This is a genomic window from Anaerolineae bacterium (assembly GCA_014360855.1).
Lineage (GTDB): Bacteria > Chloroflexota > Anaerolineae > JACIWP01 > JACIWP01 > JACIWP01.
In genome coordinates this window covers 1-3,261 of record JACIWP010000318.1, presented here as the reverse complement: position 1 = coordinate 3,261, position 3,261 = coordinate 1, and the positions used below count along the sequence as shown (strand labels likewise).

The window sequence follows — 3,261 nt, the reverse complement described above, 5'->3', positions numbered from 1 at the left end:
TCAGCACGATGGAGGCCAGCTCAGTCGCGATGCGTTCCGGCAGTACCGCGCTCAGGCTGAGCAGGACCACCGGCAAGAAGGAGAGGATGGGCACGCTCTGCAGGACGTCCAACACCGGCATCATAAAACGTTCGGCGCGGCGGTTGTAAGCGGCAATATATCCGTACACCAGTGAGAAGACAAGGGAAAGGAAATAGGCGGCCAGCATGCGGATGACCGAGCGCAGGGCGTACCAGGGCAGTACCGCCGGCTCCAGCGAAATCGTCGGGCCTTGCACCATCGCCGGCGCGCGCAGAGCCAGGCGCGCGCCCACATACACCAGGACGCCGATGACCAGGATGATGACAATATCGTTGAAGCTCAGCCCACGTTCGGGCCGGATGAACTCGAACAGCCGCCGGCGGGTCGTCATGCTCACCTCGCGCCGCAGAAAGTGAAATGGTTGTACGCCGGTGCAGATCGGGACTGGTCGGGCGGGAATAGACGCCGGCACATTGGTAAACAAACCCGGCGAGCCTCTCGGAGGGTCCAGGCTCACCGGCATTATAACCCTTGCATATCACCGCGTCAAATTACGTTCCTTTTGGCAGCCATGCCAGCACGCGCGCCGGCGAGCCGCTCCCACCCACCAGGGGAAGCGCACCGATGAACAGCCAGGCGCCGCGGGCCGGCAGTCGCTCCAGGTTGGTCAGGTTCTCCAGATGAAAGCGGCCGTTGTCCAGCAGGATGCGGTTGGCCTCCAGCGTCTGGCTGGCGCCGCCGTCTATGCCGGCCGTGTCAATGCCCAGCCCGAGAATGCCGCGTTCCTCCACCAGCCAGCGCACCGCCTCGGGGGAAACTCCCGGGAAATGGAGCACGCCGTCCGCATCCGCGCCGAGATAGCGGCCGGCGTCGGGCCAGAAGCGCGACCAGCCGGTGCAGAGCAGGAGCACGCTCCCCGCCGGCACCCGGCCGTGCTCCTCCTCCCAACGGTACAGCTCCGCCGGCGCCAGCAGAGCATCGGGCGAGGCGGCGGCGCGCCAATCCACCACCACCGCTGGGCGGATCAGATGATCCGCCGGCAGGCTTTCCAGCGTAAGACCGCCGTCCTGCAGATGCGCGGCCACGCCGATATGGGTGCCGGTGTGCTCCCCGATGCTCAGCCGGCGCAGGAAAAAACCCTGCCCCGATATCGCCGCCCAATCCTCAAGGCGTGTGGGAGGGTCGCCCGGCCAATGCGGGACGGCCGGCGACACCGGATGGGTTAAGTCCACGATCTCCATATCCGGACCCGCGTGCCCCAGCATGCTGGCCTCCCGAAAGCGGTTCCAGCGCGCTTATGTCAGACGCTTGCGGAGGAAGATGCGCGTGATACCCTCGGGGTAGCCCTCCATGGTGAAGATCGGCTCGTAGCCGTGCCGGCGGTAAAAGTCCGGTGCCTGGAAGCTGAAGGTGTTCAGATAGGCCCAGACACATCCCTGCCGGCGTCCTTCCTCTTCCATCTCCCTGAGCAGGCGACTGCCAATGCCGCGCCCTCTCCAGGCAGTGTGTACCCACAGATATTTGATATCCAGGCACGAGCCCCATATCTCCCCATATATGCCGGCCGCCAGTGCGCCATCCCCATCCCAGACGAAGATGCCGAGGGGCCGGGTGGCCTGAATCCGGCCGTGCTCCATGTTATACGCTGTCAGCCCCTGGCGGAGCGCCTGCACCAGCTCCTCGGCCGGCTGGGCTATCCGCTCCCACCGCAGGGCGTCGGCCGGCCCTTTCTCGCCTGTCCCCATATACCGCTCCTCTCAGGGCCAATCCGCCGGCGGCAGGCCCAGCCATTCCATTGTCTGCCGGCCCAGCATCTTCAGCTCGATGGGAATGCCGGCGATGCAGTACAGCACCGCATCCGCGCTCCGGGCCAGCAGTTGATTGGCCCTCCCCAGCACATCTCGGAATTGCCGACCCAGCGGATAGGCCGGCACCACCCCTTGCCCCACCTCATTGGACACCACCAGCAATGTCACATTCCCCTGGCGGCACCGTTCCACCAGCCGCTCAATCTCCCCCATCAGGCGTTCTTCCGCCCGCGCCGCGTTTTCCTCCGCCAGCAGGATATTGGAAGCCCAGAGGGTCATGCAGTCCAGCAATACCGTGTCCACCGAGGGCAAGTGCGGGGCCACAGCATCGGCGACATTCAGGGGTTCCTCCAGGGTGCGCCAGTGCGCCGGCCGGCGCGCCCGATGCATCTCCGCGCGCTGGCGCATCTCTTCATCGCCGGGCTGGGCGGTGGCCACATACAGGACGCGCCGGCCCCACTGTCTGGCGAGTTTCTCCGCGAGCTGGCTCTTGCCGGCGCGGGCGCCGCCCAGCAACAGCACCACGCGAGGGCCTTCTGAGGGCACTGCCATATGTTACCTCCATCCACGTCAGGCGCGGGCCGGCGGTGACGGACGATCATCACCCAGGGCATGCTGTGCCCATTCCAGCATCACCCGCCATGAGCTAAAGAAATGATCCATGCCCACCACTTCCAAGGTGACGACGCCATCATATCCCGACTGGAGCAGTTCGTCCAGGAAGGGGAAGAGCACATCGCGCGGCACATGCTCCAGCGAGACGTGATCTTCGTTATCGCGCACGCCGTGCAGATGGACGACGCGCACCCTTTCCCGATACATGCGGTACAATGGGACGGGGTTATCGCCCTTCAGCCAGAGATGGCCGGCGTCCAGGCAGAAACTGATGGGCAGATCATCCAGCAGGGGCAGGATCGCCTCATACGGGAAGCGCACCAGGTTCTCCACGCAGATCAGGCGCGGGTCGCCGCACCATGCGATGATGCGCTCCAGCAGGGCGCGTCCTTCCTTCCGCCACTTCTCCCAATTGGCCGCCGGCCCGCGCGCGTACTCGTTCACCCCATCCAGATGGGCGATATATGCCCATGGGCGCAGAGGGCGCGTGCATTCAATAATCCGCTGGACCATGCGCATGGGGGCCGCGTTGGGATCATCCGACCCCGGCGGCAGGTCCAGGGGGAAGTGCACCGTATAGCTGAGGCGGTTGCGCTCCGCTTCGGCTATCAGGTCCTCCAGGATGCGCGGCGTCGGCATGTTGGAGGCGGTCTCCGTCTCGAACAAGATCAGCTCAATGTCGTCCACCAGGCCGGCCAGCCGCTGGACGTTTTCCACCAGGCCGGCGGGGAAAATATAGGATGTGGTGCCGAGCCGAACCGGAAAGGGCATGGGAACCTCCTTTGTCAGAGAAGTGCAGGGAAACGGACGGCGGCCA

At 65.2% G+C, this 3,261-nt stretch carries 5 protein-coding genes; all 5 read right to left on the bottom strand.

The genetic code is table 11. From position 1 onward, the window contains the following. Positions 1–412: ABC transporter permease (locus H5T60_13345; protein ID MBC7243415.1), on the bottom strand; the 412-nt coding region annotated here is incomplete at its 3' end. Positions 413–572: 160 nt separating this feature from the next. Then, complete coding sequence (locus H5T60_13340; protein MBC7243414.1) at positions 573–1,286, bottom strand: cyclase family protein; 714 nt, start codon at positions 1,284–1,286, stop codon at positions 573–575. 30 nt (positions 1,287–1,316) lie between these two features. Beyond that, positions 1,317–1,766, bottom strand: coding sequence for a GNAT family N-acetyltransferase (locus H5T60_13335; GenBank protein ID MBC7243413.1), 450 nt, complete (start codon positions 1,764–1,766; stop codon positions 1,317–1,319). 12 nt (positions 1,767–1,778) lie between these two features. After that, positions 1,779–2,381, bottom strand: coding sequence for a bifunctional adenosylcobinamide kinase/adenosylcobinamide-phosphate guanylyltransferase (gene cobU, locus H5T60_13330; protein MBC7243412.1), 603 nt, complete (start codon positions 2,379–2,381; stop codon positions 1,779–1,781). Positions 2,382–2,399: 18 nt separating this feature from the next. Further along, entirely contained in the window at positions 2,400–3,215 is an 816-nt protein-coding gene (locus tag H5T60_13325; protein MBC7243411.1) for a sugar phosphate isomerase/epimerase, read from the bottom strand. Positions 3,216–3,261: the final 46 nt, after the last annotated feature.

Bases quoted from the DNA above. Each gene is read 5' to 3' on its own strand.
- H5T60_13335 (MBC7243413.1), bottom strand. From the start codon at position 1,766: ATGGGGACAGGCGAGAAAGGGCCGGCCGACGCCCTGCGGTGGGAGCGG.
- H5T60_13325 (MBC7243411.1), bottom strand. From the start codon at position 3,215: ATGCCCTTTCCGGTTCGGCTCGGCACCACATCCTATATTTTCCCCGCC.
- H5T60_13340 (MBC7243414.1), bottom strand. From the start codon at position 1,286: ATGCTGGGGCACGCGGGTCCGGATATGGAGATCGTGGACTTAACCCAT.
- cobU (MBC7243412.1), bottom strand. From the start codon at position 2,381: ATGGCAGTGCCCTCAGAAGGCCCTCGCGTGGTGCTGTTGCTGGGCGGC.